The 23,362-nt window shown below is 66.8% G+C and carries 20 protein-coding genes, 1 pseudogene and 1 riboswitch; of the genes and pseudogenes, 9 read left to right on the forward strand and 12 right to left on the reverse strand.

Features of this window, described 5'->3' with window-relative positions:
* Position 1 precedes the first annotated feature (1 nt).
* The 3 genes from ACYOEI_RS37380 (at position 2) to ACYOEI_RS37390 (ending at position 2,372) form a co-directional block, all read left to right on the forward strand.
* A complete protein-coding gene (locus ACYOEI_RS37380; protein ID WP_462855534.1) occupies positions 2-730 on the forward strand; it encodes a helix-turn-helix domain-containing protein in 729 nt (242 codons plus the stop codon).
* Entirely contained in the window at positions 727-1,692 is a 966-nt protein-coding gene (locus ACYOEI_RS37385; RefSeq protein WP_462855536.1) for a hypothetical protein, read from the forward strand. Before ACYOEI_RS37380 ends, ACYOEI_RS37385 begins: the two co-directional genes overlap by 4 nt.
* A gap of 323 nt (positions 1,693-2,015) precedes the next feature.
* Positions 2,016-2,372, forward strand: a complete 357-nt coding sequence (locus tag ACYOEI_RS37390) for a response regulator (RefSeq protein WP_462855537.1) — start codon at positions 2,016-2,018, stop codon at positions 2,370-2,372.
* A 107-nt stretch (positions 2,373-2,479) separates the two neighbouring features.
* Here the strand turns inward: ACYOEI_RS37390 and ACYOEI_RS37395 are convergent, their stop codons facing one another.
* Both ACYOEI_RS37395 and ACYOEI_RS37400 read right to left on the reverse strand, forming a co-directional pair.
* On the reverse strand, positions 2,480-3,445 hold the full coding sequence (locus tag ACYOEI_RS37395) for a hypothetical protein (protein WP_462855538.1): 966 nt from the start codon (positions 3,443-3,445) through the stop codon (positions 2,480-2,482).
* A 414-nt stretch (positions 3,446-3,859) separates the two neighbouring features.
* Positions 3,860-4,594, reverse strand: a complete 735-nt coding sequence (locus ACYOEI_RS37400; protein ID WP_462855539.1) for a hypothetical protein — start codon at positions 4,592-4,594, stop codon at positions 3,860-3,862.
* Positions 4,595-4,975: 381 nt separating this feature from the next.
* Positions 4,976-5,186, forward strand: a riboswitch (cobalamin riboswitch).
* Positions 5,187-5,374: 188 nt separating this feature from the next.
* Here ACYOEI_RS37400 and ACYOEI_RS37405 point away from each other — a divergent pair.
* The 3 genes from ACYOEI_RS37405 to ACYOEI_RS37415 are packed head-to-tail and all read left to right on the forward strand — an operon-like array spanning position 5,375 to position 8,033.
* Positions 5,375-6,241, forward strand: a complete 867-nt coding sequence (locus tag ACYOEI_RS37405; RefSeq protein WP_462855540.1) for an ABC transporter substrate-binding protein — start codon at positions 5,375-5,377, stop codon at positions 6,239-6,241.
* The gene (locus ACYOEI_RS37410; protein ID WP_462855541.1) at positions 6,238-7,257 is read left to right on the forward strand and encodes a FecCD family ABC transporter permease; all 1,020 of its coding nucleotides are present in this window, start codon (positions 6,238-6,240) and stop codon (positions 7,255-7,257) included. The genes ACYOEI_RS37405 and ACYOEI_RS37410 overlap by 4 nt, the downstream gene beginning before the upstream one ends.
* On the forward strand, positions 7,254-8,033 hold the full coding sequence (locus ACYOEI_RS37415) for an ABC transporter ATP-binding protein (protein ID WP_462855543.1): 780 nt from the start codon (positions 7,254-7,256) through the stop codon (positions 8,031-8,033). Before ACYOEI_RS37410 ends, ACYOEI_RS37415 begins: the two co-directional genes overlap by 4 nt.
* Positions 8,034-8,460: 427 nt before the next feature.
* Here ACYOEI_RS37415 and ACYOEI_RS37420 read toward each other — a convergent pair whose 3' ends face one another.
* A complete protein-coding gene (locus ACYOEI_RS37420; RefSeq protein WP_462855544.1) occupies positions 8,461-8,838 on the reverse strand; it encodes a hypothetical protein in 378 nt (125 codons plus the stop codon).
* A 364-nt stretch (positions 8,839-9,202) separates the two neighbouring features.
* On the opposite strand from ACYOEI_RS37420, the gene ACYOEI_RS37425 reads away from it, so the two are divergent.
* Positions 9,203-10,306 (forward strand): DUF1559 family PulG-like putative transporter, encoded by a 1,104-nt coding sequence (locus tag ACYOEI_RS37425; protein ID WP_462855546.1) that lies wholly within the window; start codon positions 9,203-9,205, stop codon positions 10,304-10,306.
* Between the two features lie 191 nt (positions 10,307-10,497).
* A complete protein-coding gene (locus ACYOEI_RS37430) occupies positions 10,498-10,959 on the forward strand; it encodes a hypothetical protein (RefSeq protein WP_462855547.1) in 462 nt (153 codons plus the stop codon).
* A gap of 191 nt (positions 10,960-11,150) precedes the next feature.
* Here ACYOEI_RS37430 and ACYOEI_RS37435 read toward each other — a convergent pair whose 3' ends face one another.
* The 5 genes from ACYOEI_RS37435 to ACYOEI_RS37455 form a co-directional block, all read right to left on the reverse strand.
* Positions 11,151-12,446, reverse strand: a complete 1,296-nt coding sequence (locus tag ACYOEI_RS37435) for a DUF1501 domain-containing protein (RefSeq protein ID WP_462855549.1) — start codon at positions 12,444-12,446, stop codon at positions 11,151-11,153.
* A 188-nt stretch (positions 12,447-12,634) separates the two neighbouring features.
* The gene (locus ACYOEI_RS37440) at positions 12,635-14,488 is read right to left on the reverse strand and encodes a DUF1549 domain-containing protein (RefSeq protein WP_462855551.1); all 1,854 of its coding nucleotides are present in this window, start codon (positions 14,486-14,488) and stop codon (positions 12,635-12,637) included.
* A gap of 279 nt (positions 14,489-14,767) precedes the next feature.
* Positions 14,768-15,112, reverse strand: a complete 345-nt coding sequence (locus ACYOEI_RS37445) for a TMEM14 family protein (RefSeq protein ID WP_462855553.1) — start codon at positions 15,110-15,112, stop codon at positions 14,768-14,770.
* 333 nt (positions 15,113-15,445) lie between these two features.
* The gene (locus tag ACYOEI_RS37450) at positions 15,446-16,129 is read right to left on the reverse strand and encodes a class I SAM-dependent methyltransferase (protein ID WP_462855554.1); all 684 of its coding nucleotides are present in this window, start codon (positions 16,127-16,129) and stop codon (positions 15,446-15,448) included.
* A gap of 361 nt (positions 16,130-16,490) precedes the next feature.
* Positions 16,491-16,976, reverse strand: coding sequence for a hypothetical protein (locus ACYOEI_RS37455; protein ID WP_462855555.1), 486 nt, complete (start codon positions 16,974-16,976; stop codon positions 16,491-16,493).
* Positions 16,977-17,288: 312 nt separating this feature from the next.
* Here ACYOEI_RS37455 and ACYOEI_RS37460 point away from each other — a divergent pair, with 312 nt between their 5' ends.
* Positions 17,289-18,515, forward strand: coding sequence for a molybdopterin molybdotransferase MoeA (locus ACYOEI_RS37460; protein ID WP_462855557.1), 1,227 nt, complete (start codon positions 17,289-17,291; stop codon positions 18,513-18,515).
* Between the two features lie 473 nt (positions 18,516-18,988).
* Here ACYOEI_RS37460 and ACYOEI_RS37465 read toward each other — a convergent pair whose 3' ends face one another.
* The 4 genes and pseudogenes from ACYOEI_RS37465 to ACYOEI_RS37480 form a co-directional block, all read right to left on the reverse strand.
* Positions 18,989-20,029 carry a DUF1559 domain-containing protein gene (locus tag ACYOEI_RS37465; protein ID WP_462855558.1) on the reverse strand — a complete coding sequence of 347 codons (1,041 nt, stop codon included), beginning with the start codon at positions 20,027-20,029 and terminating at the stop codon, positions 18,989-18,991.
* Positions 20,030-20,329: 300 nt separating this feature from the next.
* Positions 20,330-20,829: pseudogene (locus tag ACYOEI_RS37470) on the reverse strand (nucleoside deaminase).
* Positions 20,830-20,986: 157 nt separating this feature from the next.
* Positions 20,987-21,796 (reverse strand): ABC transporter permease, encoded by an 810-nt coding sequence (locus ACYOEI_RS37475; protein ID WP_462855559.1) that lies wholly within the window; start codon positions 21,794-21,796, stop codon positions 20,987-20,989.
* An 866-nt stretch (positions 21,797-22,662) separates the two neighbouring features.
* Positions 22,663-23,334 carry an ABC transporter ATP-binding protein gene (locus tag ACYOEI_RS37480; RefSeq protein WP_462855560.1) on the reverse strand — a complete coding sequence of 224 codons (672 nt, stop codon included), beginning with the start codon at positions 23,332-23,334 and terminating at the stop codon, positions 22,663-22,665.
* Between the last annotated feature and the right edge of the window lie 28 nt (positions 23,335-23,362).

Raw genomic sequence — 23,362 nt, forward strand, 5'->3', positions numbered from 1 at the left:
GATGATGGGGGCGTCGGCGATGGGAGTTTCTCCCGAGAGGAGCAGGCGAGCCACCGGCGTCGAGGCGACAGAACCTCTCTGCGACGAGGTCTATCGCATGGTCGCCAAGGAATTCCTCAAGAAGCACGCGCTCGAGCGTGACGAGGAGTTCACCACGGAGGTGGCGCGTCGATTCAAGGAGGGCCCCGCGAAGATCAGTTGCCGGTCGATCGGGACCTGGATCGATCAGAAGCTAGGCGCCTTCGGCTGGTCCCAGCACAACCTGGCGGACCGGATCGGAGTGGACCGATCCGCCGTGGCCCGATGGACCTCGGGGGGGACGATCTCGCTCGGCCATCTCGTGCTCGTCCTGATCGAATTCGGGAGCGACTTCGCCGACCTCCCGTTCCCGGTGCGCCGCGAGTTGGTCGTCGAGGCGTATCTCGCCGCGTTGTCGCACGTACGCGAGCGGCTCTCGCCCGGAGAAGCGGCCGGGACGCTCGACCGCGAGCGGTTCTGGAGCCTGTATCACCTCCTCGCCGAGCCCCATTGGGAGCTCGCGATCCGGAAGCGGAGCCGCGAGCTCCTCGAGGCGGAGTCGGCGCGGATCCGCTCGTGCGTGGCGGACTCGCTCGGCTACCCTCCGAGGTCGGCCGAGGGCGTCGAGGGCCTGAAGCGGCTCGTCGAAGAGTGGGCGTCGGCGTGGGTCATCTGCCTGTATCTTGTCCCGAGAGATTGGTCGATCCGATGAGGACGAACCTGGAAATCATGGTCGACTACCTCTCGGGCCGCGACAGCGGCTCGGGCGACTCGATCCGACGCGACCTCGGGGACCCGACCGGTGGCGCGAGCCGGTTCCTCGAAGCCCTGCGCGAACAGACGAAGTCGATCTTCGAGACGGCGGGCGAGGCCGATCATGCCTTGCTCAAGCCGCCCCCTACCCCCCTGGCCCTTGTGCCGCACGACTACGCCGTTGCCCCGAAGGCCCGGCGCTGGCCCACGGCCCTGGCCGCCGCGGCGGCGCTCCTGGTCGCGGCGACGGCCGCGCTTTGGGATCGCCAGACTCAATCCCGACGGTTCGAGGTGGCCCTGGCTCACCGGGACGAGGCCTGGAAGGCCTGGATCGGTCGGCTCGAATCCGAACGGGCCGCCAGGGACAAGGCCCTGTTGGCTGCGGCCAAGCCTCGAGAACAACCCAAGCCGTCCCCTGCCCCGCAACCCGACCCGAAGCGGCTGGAGACCGAACGCCTACTGGCCCAGCTCGAGGTCGGCCTCAACAACAAGCTCGCCATGCTCGAGAAGCGGATCGATGAGAACGTGGCCCCGCCGGCGCAAAGCGTGCCCGAGGACCCCTCTCCCTCGGTCGAGCAGATGCGCCGCGAGATCGACGGCCTCAAGCGTGAGACCAGTGCCAAGGACAAGGCGCTCCGGCAAGACTACATCGAGATGCGCTCGGTCCTCATGGGCGTCATGCGGCAGCTCCAGGGGCTGACCGACCTGGTCCAGAACCAAGGCCCCGTCTTCGTGCCCTTCCCCTACCAGGTCCCCTCGAACACACCCGACCGCGGCATGCCGCAAGGAACGATCCCCCCGGGGCTGATCCCCGGCCTGAATCAACCGGCCACCGGCGGCAACGCCCCCGCCCCGCACGGCGGGAATGCGACCGACCATGGCACGCACCGCCCGGCGAACGGTGACGCCAAGAACCCCTGAGTCGACCGGGGCCGGACCCTTCCCGGGGACGGCTCGCGTCTCGATCCGTGCCCCGATTCGAGGGGCGCTGTCGATTTAGGACTTCAGGATTCCTCCCGACCGAGGAGAGGGGGTAAACTGGCTCGAGTGCATGCGACCACGCGGCACGCGAGAGTCCAATCAAGACCCTGGCGGATCGCCCGTGGTTTCATGACGCGTTTATGGGATCCATTTGCTGGGCCCCATGGGATTTTGACTTGTGCTGTTGAGCCCAGCGTCTAGAGTAGCAACGGGACCCGCGGGAATCCGCCCGCAATCCTCCGGCAAATCGCGCGGATCCGCCTATGCTCATCCTTATCGTGGAAGACGATAGGATCACTCGGCATGCCCTCCGATCGCTGCTCATCCAGGCGGGACACGAGGTCGTGGAGACCTCGACCTGTGTCGACGCGCTCGCGGCTCTGGACTCGGCTCCCGACTGGTTGATCCTGGATCTGATGCTCCCCGACGGGGACGGCGAGGCCGTGCTCCGCAAGATCCGGGAGGAGCGGATGGCGACGTCGGTGGCGGTCATCACGAGCACAGCCGACCGGAAGCGGGTCGAGACGGTCCTCGACCTGAGGCCGGACCTGCTCATGACCAAGCCGATCAACTTCCTCAGATTCCTGAGCATCCTCAAGGAGGGGGGGCCTCGGGAGTAGCCAGGATCGGCTCGCTTAGGGGCGACGGGATCGACGAACGAAAAGAGGCCCGGCTTTGTGAGCCGGGCCTCTCGCGATTTGGCGTTTTCCGTACCCCCGTCGTCGGATCAGGGCTGGTTGTCGACGAACGGAGGGAAGGCGAAGTAGTCGCGGGGCGAGCGGGTCGTGATCACGTACGGGACATAGCCCGGGGTGATCGGCACGGGGCCGCCTGGACCGACGAAGTACTTGATATTGCCCTTGTGGAGGACCTTGGCGATCAGGCTGTGGATCGGCGAGCCGAGGCAGAGCTTGCAGCCGCGGCCACCGCAGGCCGAGCAACCCTTACCGTGTCCGCCGCCGAAGAGTCCGCCCAGTCCGCCGCACTTGCCGCAGCCGCTGCCGTGGCAATCGCCGCAGAGGGAGCCCGAGGTGAGGCCGGGATCCTGGCAGGTGCCGCACCCTTGGCCCGCACAACGGTTGCAGCCGAGCCCACGGCGGTGGGCATGGCTGGGCTTCAAGGAGCAGCCGGGCTCGGAGCAGGACGTCTGGGGCGAAGCGATGACGGACGACTGTTCGGTCGCGACGACCGGGCCGCCGATGATCGCCTTGCCGACGACCGGCCCGCAGGCCTTCGGGTCGCCGCAGAGCTTGTGGAGCGAACGCTTGCCCTGGCAGAAGCCGCACCCCTTGGGGGAGTTGCCGCACGCCATGCAGGGGTCGCCGCAGCCAGCCTTGCCACACCCGAGGCCGCCGAGGCCGCCGAGTCCGCAGCCAGCCTTGCCGCACCCATGATCGCCGAGGCCGCAGCCTCCGAGGCCACATCCGCCCTTGCCGAAACCGCCGAGTCCGCAGCCGAAGACGCCTAGGCCACATGCACCGCCGTGGAGGAGCCCGCAGAGCTTGCCCTTGTCCTTGGCGTAGTGGCCGTAGGGGACGGGCGGGGCGTAGAACGGGCCACCGGTATTGATGTCGATGGCTTCGACCTCACGCTCGAACTCGTGATGGAACAAATCCGCCTTGGCCGTTCCGACCAGCGCGGCCGACGTCAACACGAGCGCGAGCACGAACACCCGCCGATTTCCGAAACGCATGATCAATCCCTTTACATCGTATCGGGGTATCCCTCCTGGAGTGTCCGGAAACAAGCGAGCGGCGGCAGCGCCCCGCGCCTTCCTACGCGCGGATCCTGCCGACAAGCGAGGCCCATGACCGGGACCTTACCCTAGACGCCCGAGCCTCGAGCGACCGCCATGCGGCGGGGCTGCGAGGAACGGCTTGAGGGGCCGCCGCCACCTCCGACTCGGGGTGACGGCACGGTCCGGTATGACCTTGCCATAGTGCATCGGCCGGTCCGCCCCTCTCACTGGAGCGAAACCGGATTTCGGCGCAAGCGCGGACGGGCCGAACGTCGATTTGACGTTGGGCCCGTCCGCTCTCGCTGCGTTCTTGATATGTGTCGAGAGGCCCGCGCCCTGCCGGGCGCGGGTCTCGCGAGATTCGATGTCTCAGCGGCCGCCGGGGCCGTAGACCATCGAGGAGGGGAGCTCGTTGACCTTCTGGGGAGCCTCGTCGTAGCGGATCTGGGCGTGGGTCTCGCGGGTCTTCTTTTCGCGGGCGTCGCGGGCGTCGCGGCCGATGGCGGCGAAGCCGAAGAGGTGGCTGATGACGTGGGGCCGGCCGGAGCCGCCGCCCGGGATCGGCTCGGGGGCCGGCAGGGCCGACTGACGGACGGCGCTATCCGACGACCTCATGGCCATTCGGCCGGCCGCTTGGGCGCCTCGACGGGGCTGGACGACGCCGATGGGCGTGGGATCGGCCGTGGGGCCGCCGCCGGTGCTGGCGTAGCCGGGCGCCTGGGAGGCGTCCATCGGCATGGCGCCACCGGCCACGGCATGGCCCGGGGCCTCACCCCCCTGCGTGCCATAGGAGGTCACCACGCCCCCCATTGCGGCGGCCTCCGCCTCGCAAGACGGGCAGGAGCCTTTCACGTAGACCCCATTCGGGCCCGTCGGCGGGGGCGGCGGGATCACGACGCCTTCGCCGGCGAGCTTCGCACGCTGGCAATCGGTGCAGAGGATCTCCCGGCCGAACACGTTCCGGCGATGCTTGTGGCCGCTCGCCGGCTTCGCCATGTTCGGGTTCGTGGAGCCTGATGGAACGTTCGAGTCGGCCCGGGTCGTGGCCGGGACCGACAGGGCCAGGACGCTCATCGCCAGGCCGATGCGACGGAGGCAGTGCATGGGAACTCCTTTCCCAAAACGAACCGAGTTCCCTCGGGAACTTCGGGATGGAAGACCTCGGGCCGCTCCCGGCCCACAGACAGATCCTGGAGTCGTCGGCCATCCCCCCCGAGGGACGACGACGGACGGGCCGCGCCAGTGACACGACCCTCCCGATCCATATCCCCATCATCGGCCTGTCCCGCCCGGAGTCTTGCGTAAAACCGGCCGGATCGACATAAGGCCCAAGACCCGTGCTACCTCCAAAAGCCGGGCCACTCGGAGAGCCCGACCTCGAGTCGGGGGGCCAGGAAAGGGCACACCGCGAATTCTTGTCGAACTTGCCGTTGCCGCCGCGCGGAGAGTCGCCGCAGCTTGACACCCGCACGATGGGCCGGGTCTAATCCGTATTCCTCGACAGGTGCCTCCTCGGCTCATCTCCGAAGCCTGGGGGGAGAATAGGGAAGACGGTGTGAATCCGTCGCGGGGCCGCCGCTGTGATCGGCCAGACCTCCGGGCGACGAGTGCCACTGCGAGAACAAATCGCGGGAAGGCCGTCCGGGAGCCGTTACGAGCCGAGAGCCAGAAGACCTGCCCGTCGAGCTGCTGTTCCGATGCTTCGGCCAAGAGCATCCGGGCGGGTCGCTCGCAGATCCTCTGCAACGAACCGGATGCCGGAGGGCTGAAGCCGCCTCTCGTTGCGTGCCCGGCTCGGCGGAAGGTTTGCTTCCTCAGATGACTCAATACCCCTCCTCCGGTCTCCCCGGCTTTGTCCCCTATCGAGCGAGATGTCGTGGGTCCTTGGCTTTGGCCTGCCTTGTGGTCGGCTGGGTCGGGTGCGCCCCGTCGCCGGGGCCGGCTCCTCGAGTGACGAAGCCGGTGCGGATCGTCTCACTGACGTTGGCGACGGACGAGATCCTCGCGGAGATCGTGCCGAAGGAGCGGGTGGTGGCGGTGACCACGCTCGCCGATGATCCGGAGATCTCGAATGTCGCGGGCGTCTACCCCAAGGGCATCCCCAGGCTCCGAGGGAACGACCTCGAGCCGATCGTGACGCTGGCGCCCGACCTCGTCTGCGTCGCGCCCTATAACACGGCCGACTTCCTCAGCTTGCTCGAGCGGTCGAAGATGCCGGTCTTCCGGAACGACGCGCTCCACAGCATCGACGAAATCGAGGCCGGGGTGCAAACCCTCGGAGAGCGGGTGGGCGAGCCTGGCCGGGCCAAGGCCGTGGTCGAGCGCATGGAGGCTCGTCGTCGGCGGCTGGCCGATCGGATCCGGGGGGTGACGGATCGTCCTCGTGTCCTCTACTGGTCCGCCGGATTCACGTCAGGGAGTCGGACCACGATCGACGACATCATCCGCGAGGCCGGGGGGCGGAACGTCGCCGAGGAGTTGGAACTGGACGGGTCGGCGGAGATCTCGCCCGAGAAGGTTGTGGCCGCCGATCCTGACGTCATCCTCCTCTCGCGCTGGAAAGAGGACGAGCGGCAGAGCCAGGTCGCCATGCACCCGATCCTCCGCCATTTGAGGGCCGTCCGCGAGGGGCGGGTGATCGATGTCGAGGGGCGGTTCCTCACGAGCATCTCCACGCACGTGATCGCGGGGGCCGAGCGGCTCGCGGCACGACTCCATCCCGGGCGTTTCGGCGCCAAGGGCTCGCCATGACGCGCCCGGCCGCGATTACGGGGATGCTGTTCGCGGCCTACCTCGGGCTGGCGGCCTGGGGCACCGTCTGGGGTACGGTTTCCCTCCCCCCCGGACACGTCGCCCAGATCCTGGCGGGGGCCTCGGGGCTGGGGTCCGATGACTCGGTCCCGGCGAATGAACGGTTCCTGGTCCTGCACGTGCGGCTGCCCCAAGTTCTCTTACTCGGCCTGATCGGGGCGGCCCTCTCCTGCTCCGGCGCCGCGCTCCAGGCGACGTTCGAGAACCCGCTGGCCGATCCAGGAGTCCTCGGGGTCAGCGGCGGTGCCGCGCTGGGGGCGGTTCTCGCGATCCATTGCGGGCTGGCGGAGACGGTTTTCCTGTCGATGCCGGCGTGCGCATTCTCCGGAGGCCTCGTGGCCTCGCTCCTGGTTTACTCTTTGACTTACCTGGGGGGACGCCCTTCCGCCGCCACGCTGCTGCTGACCGGCGTCGCGGTCGGGAGCATGACCGTTGCCGGCGTCTCGCTCGTGATGGTCATCACGAGGGAGCACCGGGTCCAGGAGCTCCTCTTCTGGCTCGTCGGCGGGGTCCGTAACCAGACGTGGGAACATCTCTGGATCGCCCTCCCCCCGGTCTCGGCGGGCCTCGCCGGGCTCCTGGTCCTGCACCGTCGACTCGATGCGCTCCTGCTCGGCGAGGAGCAAGCCTTAGCCGTCGGGGTGCCGGTGGCGGCGACGCGGATCTGGATCCTGGTCCTCACGGCGCTCGCGACGGGGGCGGCCACGGCGGTCGGCGGGACGATCGGCTTCGTCGGCCTGATGGTCCCGCACCTCGTCCGGCGGCTCACCGGGCCGAGGATGCTCCACCTCCTGCCGGGGTGTCTGGCGGGAGGCGCCGCGTTCTTGACGTCGTGCGAGCTCCTCTCGCGGGCGCTCTCGGGGAGGGTCGCTCTGCACCTGGGCATCCTCACAGCGTTCCTGGGAGGGCCGACGTTCCTGGTCCTCTTGAGGAAGACGGGAGGCGACCGGCCATGATTGTGTCGCCCTCGCTGAAGGCCGAAGGGGTCGCGGTCCGGGTCGGGAGTCGCACGCTCCTCGACGACGTCTCGTTGGCCTTGAACCCGGGGTCGATGAGCGTCCTGCTCGGTCCGAACGGGGCGGGCAAGACGACGTTGATCCGCGTCCTGGCGGGTCTGATCGCCCCGAGCTCGGGCGAAGTCTCGCTCGGCGAGCTCCGACTTCGCGACCTCTCCCGGTCGGCGATCGCCCGGTCGTGCGCTTATCTGCCCCAGTTGACGGCCAGCGGGTTCGAGCTCCGCGTGGAGGATGTGGTCACTCTCGGCCGTTTCCCCCACGTCGGGACGTGGGGACGGTTGTCGGCGATCGACCACGAGCGGGTCGACTGGGCAATCGCACGAGTCGGCCTGACACCGATGAGGCGCCGGACACTGCCGACCCTCTCCGGGGGCGAACGCCAGCGGGTTTTCCTCGCCAGGGCCCTCGCGCAGGAGGCCCCAATCCTACTCCTGGACGAGCCGCTTACGGCCCTGGACATCGGCCGACAGATGGAGCTCCTCAACCTCCTGGCCGAGCTGCATCGCGACGGTCACACGATCCTCGCCGCCCTCCACGACCTCCGCCCTGCCCTCGAGTTCTTCCCCCACGCCCTCCTGTTGAGCGAGGGTCGGAAGGTCGCCGAAGGGCCGACTCCTTCGGTGATTCACGGGCCGGCCCTTGAAGATGCCTTCGGGGTCCGGGTGCGGACCGGCGAAGGCTTGAGGTTTGCACCGACGAGCGAGCTGTCTGAGTAGCGGCGGTATTGTACACGGAGCCTCCCGGAATGCCGGTGGGCTGCTTCCTATTAATTGCTGAACAAAAATATTGTATATGGATTTTGCGGTGTAATCGTTTGCACGTCCGATGCGAATCCTAGTAAATCTTTATGTGAGAAATCGAAGAGGGTTCGCTCGCTCGCGCTTCGGGCTCGTGTATTGAAGAGAGGCCACTCGAACCTTGACCGCGTTCAGGAAGTTTTCGGGGTCGTCGTCCCGGATCCAAGGATAGGCTTGGAAGAAGCGATGTGCCTCGTATGAGGTTGTCGAGTTGCAAGGGCAGCCTCTTGACAGGGGCGGTGGGGCCTAAGAGACTTGAGCGGCGACCGGACAATCCCTACCCCCCCCTGCCCTTTTGCGAGAGACGGCCGCCTTTGAGAACCGTCGTCCGAGGTCAACACGCCGATCACGCGCGACGCGGGCGCTCGCTCGCCGTCGTGTGCATGATCATCGGCCTGATCTCGGGGGGGCCTGCCTTCGCGACGTCGGTGTCATCGTTGGGCGCCGTCGACGCGGATTCGCACGAGAATGCGTGCAAGTGTAAGTCGCGATGTCGGGGGCCGTCGTGCTGCTGCGGTCGAAAGGGCTCCTCGGCGCCGAAGGGCCCCCGGCCCTTGGAAAAGGTGGCGTCGGAACTGCCGACGAACCCCTGCGTGGGCTCCGCGCCTTGCGGAGACTCGGCGTTCCCGACGGCCTCGACGGTCGCCCCGATCGGCAAGTTGGCCGCGCTGGCGACGAGCCTGGCCCTGGAGCCAGTGGTTTCGGGCCCGGCCTTTGCCGACATCTCGCCGAGCCCACTCCCACCCCGTCGGGCTTTCCGCCTGGATGATCCCCCGGAAACCCCCGCCTTCGCCTGATTCCAGGCTCTCGCTCCTGCCACCGACGTCGCGATCAGATGCGTTTCGCCATCCCGATGCGCCGGGCTATGTCCCGGACGCGAGGGAACTGCGGCCAGTCCGCATGTCGAACGCTTGATCCTGGTCAAGCCTCCCTGCCTCGATGCGCGTCCGAAGGTTTGAGAGCGTGGCCTCGTCGTGTGAACCCGCCTCTGAATAACCCCCCCGTGGCATCGACCACGGCCCTCGGGCCGTCGAACGATGCCTCCTCACAGAACGAGCGAGCTCACTCCATTCCGGGAGTTTCCTTCGATGACGCGCCGACGTGCGTTCACACTGATCGAGTTGTTGGTGGTGATCGCGATCATCGCCGTGCTGATCGCCCTGCTCCTCCCCGCCGTGCAGGCCGCACGCGAGGCCGCGAGGCGGATCCAATGCACCAACAACCTGAAGCAAATCGGCCTCGCCATGCAGAATTACCACTCCTCCACCAACGGCTTCCCGGTGGGGTTCCTGTTCCCCAAGCCGAGCCCTGGCGGGACGAACGCCCAGGGGATCCCGGACCTGCACTGGCGCTGGTCGGTCCTGGCGCAGTTGTCTCCGTTCATGGAGCAGGCGGCCGTTTATAACGCCGTGAACTTCAACTGGCCGATCGCCCCCGGCCCGGCCGCCTCGGGGCCTTTCGCCGGGTTCCCGGCGTGGAAGCCCTTCCTCGTGAATACGACGGCGATGGCGACCAAGGTCAATTTCTTCCTGTGCCCGAGCGACGGCGCGACGGCCCAGGTGACCTTGCCCGACGGCACGAACACCTTCGGCCCGAGCAACTATCACTTCTCCACCGGCGACGGCGCCCCCGGTACGGGTCACGTCGGCGACGCCGGCAACCCGAACAACGGCGCCGTGCAGGCGAACGGGGCGTTCATCCTGGGGCCGCCGCAGTCGATCGCCTCGTTGACCGACGGGTCGAGCGGCACGGTGGCCGGCTCGGAACAGCTCATCGGTCCGGCGTCCGGCACCACGACGACGATTGCCGGGGCCTCGGGCCAACCGCAGGACGTCCGCCGTGGCGCGGTGTACGTCGCGACGACCCCCCTGCCCGACGATCCCATCAACGCCTGCAACAGCATGATCGCCGGCTGGCGGCTCGACAAGGGCTACGCCTGGTGGGACGGCGACTACCGCAGCTCGCTCTATAACCACTACCTGACGCCGAATTCGAAGACTTACGACTGCTGGCAGTCCAGCCCCCCCCACGACCCCGCCATCAAGGCGGCGCGGAGCAACCACCCCGGCGGCGTGAATATCCTATTCTGCGACGGCCACGTCCAGTTCGCCAAGGACACGATCAGCCTCAGCACCTGGCGGGCCCTCGCAACCCGGGCGGGTGGGGACGTTGTCAGCGGGGATTCGTTCTAAGCGAGGGCGGGGAGGGTTCGCCACAAAGGCACAAAGGGCACAAAGAAAGCATTGAAAGTGTGTTTGTGTATTGGTTGGCTTCGTGTCCTTTGTGCCTTTGTGGTGAACCCTCACCGTTCTACTTTCTCCGATGAGCCGGTCCCGAAATGCTTCCTACGGCAGGTTGCGAACGCCACGACGGTCGTCGTAGCATGAGGCTGCGTCCGATCGGAGACGTAATCGCGAAGGCCGTGGGAGGGAGTGCCGTCTCAATCACGATGGGGAGTGTAAAGACTTCGAGGCTCGCCCGAACGCTGATCGTGATCGGCCTGGCGTCCGGGTGTTCGGGCGAGGCGACGCCGAAGGTCGAGATCCGGCACGACTCCGACCGGGCGAAGGACGCCCTCGTCGCGGCGCTCGACGCATGGAAGAAGGGCGAGGCACGTTCGCTCGCCCGCCGCGATCCGCCGATCCGGTTCGTCGATGATGACCTCGCGGCCGGGCTTCGGCTCGTCGAATACGAGCTCGAGGAACCCGACGCCCCGCTCCTGCCATTCAAGGACGTCCCCGTGATCCTCTCAATGAGGGATGCGCGGGGGAAGACCGTTCGGCGCGAGACGAGCTACCAGGTCGCGACCGACCCCAAGCTCGCGGTACTCCGGAGCGATCCGTAAAGCCAAGTCTGTTCCGCACGGGTCCGAAGATGGAACTCGTGGCGCTCAAATATAGATTTGAAAAACTGTTTATGTGTTCTGGGCTCAGTTGTAGGGTGGGCGATGCCCACCCTACGGGAGGACTTAGGTACCGATCTCGCCCCATGAGCCAACCCGGCTTCGCAGAGGAAACCGGTCTTCGGCACAGTTGCTCAAGCGAAAAGCTCTTTTACGACTTTGCCGCCGTCGACGATCTTGATCGGCCGGCCGAGGGGGCTCATGTTTTCCTTGGCGGGGTCGATCTTCAGGGAGTGGCAGAAGCTGCGCAGGAGGTCGTTGACGACGACGGGGTTGTCCTTCACCTCAGAGCCGTCCGGGCTCGAGGTCCCGATGACCTGGCCTCCCTTGACCCCGCCGCCGGCGAGGGCGACGTTGAAGACGCGTGGGAAGTGGTCGCGGCCCGCGTTCGCGTTGATCTTGGGCGTGCGGCCGAACTCGCCCATCCAGATCACCAGGGTCTTCTCGAGCATCCCGCGATTCTTGAGGTCGGAGATGAGGGTGGCGAAGCCCGGGTCGACCGACTCGGCGTTCTTGGCGACACGGTCGTTATTTTCCTGGTGCGTGTCCCAGCCGTTGGAGCGGACCTCGACGAAGGTCACGCCGGCCTGGACGAGCCGGCGGGCCAGCAGGCACCCCTGGCCGAACGGGGTCTGGCCGTAGGCGGCGCGGAGCTTCGGGTCTTCGCCCTGGAGGTCGAAGGCATGCATCCGAGGGGAGAGGACCATTCCGGCGGTCTGTCGGTAGAGCGCGGTGTGGTCCTTGACGCGGTCGGCCCCGCCGGTGCGTTCGAAGGCGCCGTGCTCGAGGGCCTGCATGAGGCCGAGCCGTCGGGAGAATCGCTGGGCACCTACCGGAGGGACGGCGTTGGCGGGGGGCTTGGTCGGGTCCTGCACGACGAACGGCTCGAGCGAGACGCCGAGCATCCCTGCGCCGACGGTTCCGCCGCCGATGCTCACGATGTGCGGAAGCTCGAACTTGGGGTCGCCCAGCTCGTTGGCCGTGACGCAGCCGAAGCTCGGGTGCTTAACCGTCCCGGTCGGCGGGTAGCCCGTGTGCAATTGGTAGGTGGCCCGTTCGTGGTTCCCTTCCTTGTTCGACATCGAACGAATCAGGGCGATCTCGTTCATCACCTTCGCGGTCTTCTCCCAACCGCTGGCGATCTGGATGCCGGGCACGGCGGTCTCGATCACCTTCGTCCCGCCGCCGTTCTTGTGGTCGGGCTTCGGGTCGAACGTCTCCATCTGGCTCGGCCCGCCCCCCATCCACAAGAGGATGCAGGCCATGTTGTGCTTGCGGAGCTCGTCCGCGCGGACCGCCAACAGGTCGGTGAAGCTGAGCCCCGCCAACCCCGCCGCGCCCAGCCCGACGCCTCGCAGGAACCCTCGGCGATGGACCACGCCCTCGCTGTTCATCGCCACCTTGACGATCGACTTCTCGAACATGGTCATCGCTTTCTCGAATGACGTGAAAAGCAAATGTGTCGCGACCGTGGCCCGGTCCCGAGCGGACTTCGCGGGGCAAGAGTGCCCCGCCTTTAGGCCCCGCAGCGAGGGAGGCCCGCCGGACGACCGGGGGGAGCCGTCCGGCGAGGTCTCTCACCCCGAGGGGATTTCGATGACGCAAGGAGCGGAGTTGCTCAGCGCCGGGTGATGAACTCGGTGGAGTTGACCAGGCTCCAGAGGATGTCCTCGAAGGCCTCCCGGCGGTCGCCGACCGTCTCGATGTAGCGGCCGCAGGTCAGGATTTCTCGGGCGGTTGGCTCTCGGGAGAGTACCCGGATGTAGAGTGCCCCGAGTGCGGCCCGGTTGTCCGGATTCGACGTGAGGATCTGACCCAGGACTTTGTTCTTGTCCGCACGGATCGCGTTGTTGACCTGGGGGCTATTCATCAGGAAGAGGGACTGCGGGATCGTCCCGAGCACATCCTCGTTGGGCGTGGACGGGTCGACCCCGAAGAGCGTGGTGAACGAGTTCCGCGGGCCGTTGTTGCGCTTCGCGCCCTTGGTCTTGCCCGCGGCCTCCATCAACTCCTTCGCGAGGGCCTGGTTGTTGTCCTTCTTCTTCGCGGCGGGGCCCTGGCCTTTGGCGTTGTTGGCCGGACCCCCGAGCGGGAGGTTCAGCGCCTGGGTGAGTGAATCGAGAATCTGGTCGGAGCGGAGCCGGCTGGGGGCGACGCAGGCGAACGAGGTTCGTCCGGTGCTGGTGTAGGTCGAGCGTACCTCGCGCTGATAGGCCCGGCTATTCAAGATCGTGCGGAAGAGCCAGCGGACGTCGTAGCCCCCCTTCTGGAAGTCGGAGGCCAGGGCTTCGAGCACCTCGGGGGCCTTGGCGGTCCGCTCGGGGCCTAGGTCGTCGACCGGGCTGTAGAACCCTTCGCCCATCAGCGAGTACCAGATCCGATTGACGAAGGCCTTGGCGAACCAGGGGTTATCCTGACCCGTGACGTACGAGGCCGCCATGGCGAGCCGCTCGGGCGCGGTCAGCCCGTTCGGGAGAACTTCGGCCTTCTCGTCGAGGAAAAATTTGGGGGCGACGAAGATCTGCTTCTGCGGGTCTTGCTTGTCGGGCATCGTGTACCGCGGCTTGCCCTGGGCGATTAGCTCGAAGACCCTTTGCTGGCCCGGGGAAGGCTTCACGGCCTGCTTGCGGCGGAGTCCGGCGAAGAACGCGGCGAACTCATGGAACTGCTGACGCTTCCACGAGTCGGACGGGTGGTCGTGGCACTGGGCGCACTGGATCTGGACGCCGAGAAAAATCCGCGAGACCTCGCCCGCGACCTCCACGGCCTGGGTTTCGTGGGCGAGGGCGAAGTTGACGGCCCCGTTCTCGTCGTCGCGGCCCGTGGCAGTAATCACGCCCTTGGCGACCTCGTCCCATGGTGCATTCTTCGCGATCTGGTCGGCAAGCCAGTCCTCGAGCGAGTTATAGAGGACGCGGTTGCCGTTCTGGGTGGTCGCCCGGAACCGGATCACATCCCGCCAGTAGCGAGCCCAGTTGCGGGCATAGTCGCCGCTGGCGAGCAACGAGTCGATGAGCTTGGCCCGCTTGTTCTTGTCCTGAGCCAGGACGAAGGAACGGGCTTGCTCGGGAGTCGGCAGGTTGCCGGTGATGTCGAGGTAGATCCGGCGGACGAACTCGACGTCGGTCGTCTTCGAGGAAGGGGCCACCTTGGTCGTCGCGAGGTACTGGTCGACCAGGGTATCGAGCCCCTCGGGCGTGAGCGTGGGAGACGAGACGACCTTGGCCGGCCGTGCCGGAAGTTTGGGGGAGGGCTGGCTTTCTGCTTTTGCTTTCTTGCCCGGCTTCTCTTTCCGGACGGCGTCGCTGAGCGCCTTGAGGTTCTCGATCGTCGACTTGGCCTTGTCCTCGGGGGCGGCCCCTCGGCTGACCGGGCCGATCCCGACCACGAAGGCCAACGTCATCAGCATCGCCAGGGCCGCTACCTGCGGGCGGCCGGGCCACCCGCCGTTTCCGTGTTCTCTTCGCGCCATCTCCGCCGTCCTTTCCCTGCCGCCCGAACACCGCGAGAAGGGGCCGTCCGCACGCCTCGACACACGAGCACGTCTCTTCATCTTAAACCCCCAAACCTTCGCCCGGTTTCGGTCGGGCCGAAAAACCACAGACGAGACTTCAGGGGCTCGTGTAGAGCGTCTCACCGGTCGACGGGGGAGCGAGGAGAGTTGGGGGATGGCGAATTTCAGCCTTCGCTCCGAGTTGATACGGAGGACGATGCTGACGAGTTCGCTCGAGACGAGGTAAAGGGCGGTGGGTCAAGGCGTGGGTACGTCGTTATCCAGCCGGACTGCGATCAGGATTCCGAGGACGAAGAGACTCACGATGGCCATCAGGCCGTTCGGCATGAACTGGCGGTTCCGCTTCGCGAAGCGATTGCCGAAGAAGAGGAAGAGGAGCACCGCCAGGAGAATCCCGAGAGGAATCCCCATCGCGACCTTCATCGCCGACAGACCCAGGGCGACCAGCGCGGCTCCCGCGCTGATCAGACCCGCGATCAGCGACGGGCGGCTCCTGGCTTTGACGAAGCCCATGATCCCGCCCGCTCCCAGGAGCACGGCGTAGATCCCCAGGGTGACGTGCGCTGCGTAGTAAGGGAGCATGATCGTCTCGTCATTCGGTCGAGCCCGCGGAAATCGGAGTCGGTGCAATCCGCGCGGGTGATTGTCGTAGGAAAGGGCCCCGCAGCGTGATCGTCGCGACGCCGGCCAAAGGCTCGGCCTCGTGCGTGTCGACGGCAGGGACGCCCCCATTCAGGCTTCGGTGTTTCTCGAGTATGATGTGGACAAATGATCTATCAAGAAACTCCACTCTTCAACTCCACTCTTCAGCGGATACAAGAGGATATTTGGAAGCAAAATTGGTGCCGTCGCTCCAGGCTCGTGAACTGGCCTTGGGGCAAGCGTCACCTTGCCCGGGCCGACGTGCCCGGCTGATCAGACGGGTTTCGACCAGCAGGCGACCCACCCGAGGGGGCGATCGATATAGCGGAGCGCCCTGGGGTATTGCTCGCCGAGCGCGGCGGGGACGCGCAAGGTGCGCTCGGACTCGAGCCGGAGGCCGGCGGCGGAGCCGGTGTCGAGGTAGTTTTCGATCGTCCGGTGGAAGGTCAGAATCGGTCGGCGTTCGCCGGTCTCCGCATCGATGAAGCGGGCACGCTGGCCCTCGGCTGTCCGATCGGGGTGGAGCGCGGAGAGGATGATGCGGCCGCCGGGCTTCAGGACCCGTGCCGTGCCGGAGAGAAGCGCCGCGAGGTCGTCGATGTGCTCGGCGACCAGGCCCAGGACGGCGAGGTCGAAGGTCGACTCCGGGAAAGGCAAAGGTCCGGGCAAGGCGTGCCGGATCCAGGTCACGGACCTGCTCGCGACCTTCTCGCGGGCACGAGCGATCATCTCGGGGGTCAGGTCGAGTGCCCAGACGTGGGCTCCCGCCTCGACGAGGGCCGAGGTATGTCGCCCGGTGCCGCAGCCGAGGTCAAGGGCCCGGCATCCCTGCAAGGGGCCGAAATAGCCCTGGACGGCGGGCCCTTCCAGGGCGATCAAGGGGTTGCCGTCGTCGTCGTAGCTCGAGGCCCAGAGGGCGTAACCGGCTTGGACCGCTAGTTCTTCGGTCGATTCCATGGGGGTGCGACCCGGTTGGCGAAGGGGAGAGGGTGCGTCGACAACCCCGCCATTCAAGCCGAAACCTGGGCCTGCGGACAATCCGACCTGGGGCTCACCCGGCCGGGCAGGCGCGATGCGAGGCCCGGGAAAACCGTCGCCTCTCATCAAACACACACGCGGCGCCGATCTCTCTCCTGTTGAGGAAAGAGGCCGGAGCCGCGTGAAGGTTCGGGCGTCGGGCGGAAAGGCGAGGACTTTCGAGGTCGCGAGATCGGAGGGGGGGACCTCTCTCGCATTTGGACGAGCGGCGGGGGGTGCCGCTCGTTTCGGTCCCGAAGGAGGCTCGCCGATCAGACCGTTGTCCCAAGGACGTTTGACATCAGGGGCTCGTCGGCTCGGCGGGGACTCCGGCTCCAGGCGCGGGGATCGCACCCGGAACTATGCCCTCGTTCGGGCCCGGCGGCGCCGGCACGGGGCCCGGGGCCGGTCCGCCAGGGGCCGGCGGCGGCGGGACCACGTTCAGCGGGCCGTTCACGTCGGTCGGACGGCCCAACTGGTTCTGGACCCCCGGGATGGTTCCCGGCGGGACCGGAGCGACGAGCGGGCCGGTGGCCGTGGGCTCGAGGCCCATCGCCTGCATCCGGGCCCGTTGCGTTGCGGCCTGCGTGTTCGCCCAGGGGAAATCCGGTCCTGGCGAGAAGTACTGGACGTCGTCGTGCATGTACTTGCCCGAAGGCAGCGTCATGCCGGCGTACTCCACCTGGCAGCCGGCCGAAGGCAAGAGCCAGCCGACGGCCAGCGCAGCCCAGGCCGCCCAGCGGCGGCTTCGGGGCCTCCGCGACGATCCCGTGCGGGGGGACCACATCGTTTCCACCCTCCTTGGCGTTCGTCGGCGGTCGCTCCAGGACCGCCGTCGGGGCATCCATTCCATTTCCCGTCCCCGAGGCCCGCGACCGTTCGGTGCGGTTGTCGGGGTTCGATGACACCTAGGAAATCGGACGATCGGGTCGATCAAGACCAATGATTCCGCCGGGATGGTCAAAAAGAACTCCGAAACCGCCCCGGCCAATCGGGCTTGGCCGTTCCCCGGCCCTCGATACAATGCAAATCGAAACGAGCCCGGGAGGGCGTGCCAAGGCCCGGTTACGTTTGTTGGTCGGATTGGGGTAAGAATTTGATGCTTTCGTTGGCCGAGGCGCGGGCGCGGATCCTTGATCTGGCCGAACCGGGCGAGCCGATCCAGGTGTCGTTGGCGGAGGCCCTCGGGCTGGTCCTGGCCGAGCCCGTCGTCGCCGACGTCGACCTGCCCCCCTTCGACCGGGCGGCGCTCGACGGCTACGCACTCCGCGCAACCGATGCTCAGCCGAGCGCCCGCCTGCGCGTCGTCGGCCCCGACGTCGACCTCCTGGGCGACGACGGCCTCGAGGTCGAGCGTGAGGAGGCCGCACGGATTAATCTGGGCGAGCCGATGCCCATCGGGGCGGACTCGGTCCTCCGGACCGAGGACAGCCGGCCCGAGCCCGGACTCGGCCCCCCCAAGCTTGTGGAAGTCCTCCGACCGCTCGAGGCCGGCCAGAACGTCGTCCCGCGCGGGTTCTATCTCCGTTCGGGCGTCGAGCTCGCCCCGGCAGGGACGAGGATCCGCCTCTCGATGGTCGGCCTGCTGGCCTCGCAGGGGTATGTCCACCCGCTCTGTTATCGGAGGGCCCGGGTCGCGGTCTTCGCGGTCGGCGATCACCTGGTCAATCCCGGCGAAGACCCGGTCATGGGCCGCGAACGGAACGCCGCCGGCCCGACGGTCGTCGCCCCTTGCATTCGGCTGGGGGCCACCGCCCACGACCTCGGGACGGTCCCCGAGGGGGAGCTCGACTCCGCCCTCTCGCGAGCATTGACCGCCCCGGTGGTCGTCATCCTCGGTGGGCAAGAGAGCGTCATCTCGGGCGCACTCGATCGCGCGGGCGTCGAGCCCGTGTTCTCGGGCGTCTCGCTGCATCCCGGCAAACGGCTAGGTTACGGAGTCGTTCGCGACTCTTACGGGCGGGTCGCCCACCACGTCTTCCACATGCCGTCGAGCCCGATCGCTGCGCTGACGGTGACGACCCTGCTGGTCGGGCCGCTGCTCGCTCGATTGCAGGGAGGGCCCGTCGCCCCCCCTGCCCTGACGGCCTCGTGGGATGGCTCGCACCGGCCGACCGACGACCGCTGCTGGGCCGTGCCCGTCACGCTCGCCATCAAGGATGGTCGCCTGCTCGCCTCGCCGATCGATTACCTCGGCAAGGACGACCTGCTCGGGTTCTCTCGAGCCGAGGCGCTGGCCTTGCTGCCGGCCCGGAGCGGCCCCTGGCGCGAGGGGGAAGTCGTGGAAGTCGCCCCACTCGGCCCCTGGCCGGCCGGCGACATCTGAGCGGAGACCGCGCGAGGAGCCGGTCCACCGGAGCTGCGCTGCGGCCGAGGCCCATTGCCGCGGCCGATCGACGCCGTTACCCGGCGACCCGACACCCCTGCGCCGGGCTCGCGGCGATTCCAGGCCAGCGACGTCTCCCGGAGTTTTCGGTCATACCGTTCCCTCGCCTCCCGCTTCTGGTCGTCGATCCGGAACGCGTCGACCGTCATCATCGTCCCCGTCGCCGGCTTCGAATTGCATCCGGGGGAGACCAGGGTTGAAGTCGCCAGGATCGGCGCGGCCCACCACCACGGAGAGTTGCCATGCCCGACGTGGTGGGGCCCGGCTTCTGCACGCCGGCCGCCCGAGGCCTCCATCGGCGTCCGTGCCGGCGACGGGATCGCTCTCGCACGCGAGAACAGGATCGGGAATCGCATGATCGTGCCTCCTCGATGGATCCGGATGGGGCGCGGGCGAGAGATGCCGGCGTCGTGTCAGTAGGACTCGCTCCCGATGACCTCGCTCCCGGCCCTGGTCGCGAGCCGCCACCAGGTGAAGCGGTCGATCGTGTCGCCGACGAACCGGACGCTGCCGTCGGCCATCATCACGTTGACCCCGCCCGGATGATGGCTCGTCGCGCCGGCCGAGAACGCCAGATCCGGCCCGCAGTCGGCGCAAGCCGTCTGGCAGCCGCCGATCGGGAAGCGGCGGTCGTTGGGGGTCTGCACGGCGTTGAACAGCGTGAGGTTGGTGTCGCCGTTGGCCCAGTACATCCCCTTTTGCTCATCGACGGTCCCGCCGTCCTTGAACGACTGGGCGCAGAGTGCGAGCGCCGAGAGGACGGCGTCGGGGTTCTGCTGCGCGTCGGCCATCCCCTGGCCGGTGTCGGGAAGACCCGTGACGACGAGGCGAGGGCCGATCCTCGCCCCCGACAGGTCGCCGGTCATGGCCTCGGAGAATGCGACGGTCGTGGACGTCCCATCGGGACAGTCGACGATTCCGTAGGAAATCCAGGGGGTGAACAGGCCCGAGCTGCCCGTCGGCGCGAGACGGTCGTTGGCGAAGAGTTTGGTGGTCGTCGTGCCGGTACAAGCATAGTAGTTGTTGGAGTGGTTCACCCCCGAATTGGGGTCGGAGGGGCAGAGGAACGCCTGGATCGTCATCAGCCGGACCGAGACGTTGAGTCTCCCTCCGGTCCACCCGCCCGGCGTCCAATTGAAGTTGGCCGCGTTGTAGATCGCGGATTGCTCGAGATAGGGGAGTAACGCCGCGTGGGCGCTCCAGCCTCCCCAGTCCCGGTAATCCGTCGCATCGAACATCGGGCTCTTCGAGCTGCCCAACGGGAAGGTGTTGTGCGCCGAATGGTATTGGTGGAGCGCGAGTCCGATCGACTTGAGGTTGTTCCTGCACTGGATCCGATCGGCCGCGGCCCTGGCCGCCTCGACGGCGGGGAGCAGGAGCGACGCCAGGACGGCGATGATCGCCACGACGACCAGCAACTCGATCAGGGTGAATCCGAGTCGACGCGAGCGCATAAGGGAGCTCCTCTGCGAATGCAGTATGAGGAGACTTGGGTGTTGGCCGGGGGCCGTCGAAATGAAATCGTACGCCGATGCAGGCCGAGGATCGGCTCGCCCTCGGCGACCGCGATATGTCACTTGAAAACGATCACGACCGTGGGAATGTATTTATCCTATCGTCTGCGGGCCGGAGGCGGATTACTCTGAACCTTCGCGAAACTTGTGGATTTCCCGAAGTCGGCGCGGTGGCGACTTACGGGACGTCCGGGAAGGCCCCGATCGAGGCGTCGAAGGGTGGCCTCGACGGGCCCAGTGTCACCCCGATGGCGAGGACGTCGACGACCCTTCAGGGCGGTCGGCCCGCTCGCGCCAGCGTCGGTACACGTCGATCCCCTCGGGGCGAGGCTCGTGGACCATGGGCATCCGGCGACGGTCCCAGGGCTTGCCGAACTCGTCGTAGAAATTCGATAGCTCGAAATACTTGCGGTCGTCCGTGTAGAAGGCGGAATAATCCTCGCGGGTCGTGATGAAGACGACGCGGTCGGGGCTGCAGTAATCCATGGCGGCCAGGCACATCGGGCACGGATGAGCGAGGATGTAGAAGTCGCAGCCGGCGAAGTTTTCGGACTGGAGCTTCGCCGACGCTTCCCGGATTGCACCGATCTCGGCAGGCGCCGTGGGGTCGTGCGTCTGCACGACCTGATTGCTCACTCTGCCAGCACCTCGCCATCCTTGACGATGATGCAGGCGAAAGGTCGCCCGCCTCGCTCGACGTTCGCCATCGCCAGGTCGATCGTGCGCCGGATGAAGTCCATGATTCGCATTTCCGAATCTGACAAGAAAACCGGTCGGACCCTCGCACTCGCCGCGCGAGTTATTTCGGAGGAGGATCGTCGCGCACGCAAGGCTCCGGCCTCGCAAGAGGGCCGGCGACGTCAAGTCCCCGCAAGGGGGCCAACATGCTCCCCTCCATCAGCTCCCCGAACGAGATTCGGCGATCCGGCGGTAGAGGAACTGGTGGTCGACATTGAAGAGGCGGCGATAGCTGAGCAGGACGACGCCGACGGTCCCGAGCGCGGTGCCGGAAGAGATCAGGAACATGATGACAATTTGATATTTGACGGCCTCGACCGGCGCGACGCCCGCGAGCAACTGCCCGGTCATCATCCCCGGGAGGCTGACGATGCCGACGACCATCATGGCATTGATGGTCGGGATCATCCCCGTCCGCACCGACTCCTGGATTGGTCGCCGGGCCGCCTCCCAGCGGGTTGCCCCCAGCGCGAGCAGGGCCTCGACTTCGACTCGACGCGCCGACAACTCGCCGCCGAGCCGGTCTAGCCCGAGCGAGATCCCGTTCAGGGCATTGCCCAGGATCATCCCCAGGAGCGGGATCGCGTAATGGGGCGAGTACCAGGGGTCGACCCGCACGAGCGCGAGGAGGGCGATCCCGGCCATCAACCAAGAGCTCGCCCAGACCGAGACCAGGCTGATGAGCCAGACGCCAGGGTAACGCAACTGGGTCCGCCGGACGCCGGCATAGCCGGCCACCATGGTCATCACCAGCATGATCGCGACGACCGCGTACCAACGGTCGAGCCGGAAGACCCACTGGAGGACCAGGCCGATCAGGATGAGCTGGACGACCGTCGCCGTGGCTGCGACCAGGAGCCTGCGCCCCAGGCCTAACCCTAGCGACAGGGAGATCCCGCCGTTGATCAGGATCAGCATCGCCGCGAAGCCGACCTGGAAATAGGAAAGCTGCAGATAAGGTGGCTTCATCCCGAAAGCTCCGCGTTCCGATGCACCGACCACATCATGACTCGTCGGCCGGTGAACTGCCCTTCATCGAGAAAGACACTGCGAAGGAGATGCCGACGATCGAGGTCCTCGCGTTCGTTTTCGACGGCCACACCCTCGTCGACCTGCGCCCGCCGGGACTATGCCCGGTGCACGGGAGGATGTATACCAGGTCGCCCGGCCAGGAGTAAGGCCGCAAAGGTTGCCAGGCCGTCATCAATGTGTGCGGCGGCAAGGTGCCCACCGAGTTCATCGATTTGCTGAAGCCGAGTTGATGACTCGCATCTTGAATTGTAGGGACGCTCTTGTGACAAATGAACGATCGCCGCCACCACCCGGGCTTCAGGCAGCCCGGGCAGGATGACGATCTTGTGCCCTTTGATTCCGGCCTACACCGCCGTGCTTCGGCGGTACCGCTCACTCCCGGGAAACCGATCCTCTGTGAGAAGATCGGCGCCGACTCGTGCGGTCGACGGGAATCGATGATCCTCGCTTCCTGGGTTGCAGGAAGTCGTTTGGCTTTGCTTCGTTTAGGAGGAATGTGCGTTGCAAGGTACTTCTAGGGTAGGCTGAAAATTTGACACAATTAAATATGCAAATGCATTTGCGTGTGAACGGCGTCGATTGGGGTTGGTCGCCTAGGCAAGCAAACGTGGTGCCATCCCGGATATGTCCGCCCGGATTGCCCAGGTCGTCGCATGCCGAAGGATCTATCGAGACTTCATCGCCTCTGCATGGCTTCGAGGGCCGCGATCCGCTCTCGTGAGGACTTAGGCAAGTTCGACGACCGGCACTCGGCAACGATCGCTCGCCCCTGCGTCATGATGATTCGCGGGGGCTTTGCGACCTCAGCCCGAGGCATCGGCGGTCAATCGTCCCGAGCGCATCGTGAGCCTTCGGTTGGCGATTCGAAGAGCCTGCTCGGGGTCGTGGGTGACCCAGACGAACGAGCGGGCCTGGGTTTTCGCCCGGAGCCACCGGGTCAGCAGGGCCTCGACCCTCTCCGCCGAGTCGCGGTCGAGGGATGACGTCGGTTCATCCAGCAGGAGGACCATCGGGTCGAGTTGCAACCCGCGGAGGAGGGCGACGACCTGGGCCTCGCCGCCCGAGAGGTCGCGGTGCGACTTGTCGAGGAACGTGGGGTCTCGGCCCAGGAGTTCGAGCCATCCGAGGATCCGGCCTTCGTCGAATCGCCGCCCACGATGGACGCCGAGCGAGTACGGGAGCTTCAGGTTGTCCTCCACGTTCCCCTCGAACACGGCGGCCCGCTGGGGGAGATAGAGGACCGCCGAACGGAATGCAGGGATCGTGTCGCCCTGGACGGGTCGGCCGTCCCAGAGGACCTCCCCCTCGTCCGTTGGGTCCAGCCGCGCGAGGGCTCGAAGGAAGACGGTCTTGCCCGCGCCCGAAGGGCCGAGAAGGGCGACGCGGTCACCGGGGCAAACCTCGAAGTCGGCGCCGCGGAGGAGCCAGGAATCGGCGGATCGGCGTCCGAGGGAGCGGGCCTGGAGGGTAGGCATGGGGATGATTCGGCCACGGATGGAACAC

It is taken from the genome of Singulisphaera rosea (assembly GCF_054877945.1).